General features: G+C 38.5%; 1 pseudogene. It reads right to left on the bottom strand.

Annotated elements, in window-relative coordinates:
- Positions 1 to 631, bottom strand: a pseudogene (locus VF675_RS13740) (IS3-like element ISAba20 family transposase); the annotation flags it as partial.
- Positions 632 to 693: the final 62 nt, after the last annotated feature.

Below are 693 nucleotides of genomic sequence, written 5' to 3' on the forward strand. Positions count from 1 at the left end.
ATTGACCATGATTCATTCTTAGCTGTCGGTACTGCAAGGGTTTCAGGCTGTTCTCGTTTAATCCGCTTATTAGGCTTGATTCTTAAATTAAGCTCAAGCTCCTTATAAATGCGATAGACACGTTTGTGGTTCCATTTGTATTTTTTAACATTACGCAAATACAGGAAACAAAGCTTGAAGCCCCATGTTTTATGATCATTGGTTAATTGAATCAACCATTCGGCAATCTGTTGATTCTCTTCATCTAAACGAGCTTTATAGCGATAACACGTTTGACTGACTTTAAAAATTAAGCAGGCCATGCTGATTGAAATCTTAAATTGCTCAGTAGCTTGCTGAGCAAGTGACTTTCGCTGAACAGGCCTTAAAACTTTTTTAAAAGTGCATCTTGCAAGATGTCTGACTTTAGCCGCTCATCAGCATACATGCGTTTTAAACGGGCATTTTCAGCCTCAAGTTCTTTAAGCCGCGTCATCATTGAAAGATCCATGCCGCCATATTTGGACTTCCACTTGTAGAATGTAGCAGAGCTCATACCATGTTCGCGGCACAAGTTCGGTATGGGTGTTCCTGCTTCAGCTTGCTTCAAGATACTCATGATCAAGCTGTCTGAATACTTAGATGTTTTCATAGAAAATCTCCTTAAATCAAGGTTATTCGATTTTCTACTTTTAAACTCAATTATTTTTAGGG

Origin of the sequence: Acinetobacter sp. Lyrl_1 (genome assembly GCF_051948795.1) — a bacterium.
GTDB classification, from domain to species: domain Bacteria; phylum Pseudomonadota; class Gammaproteobacteria; order Pseudomonadales; family Moraxellaceae; genus Acinetobacter; species Acinetobacter towneri.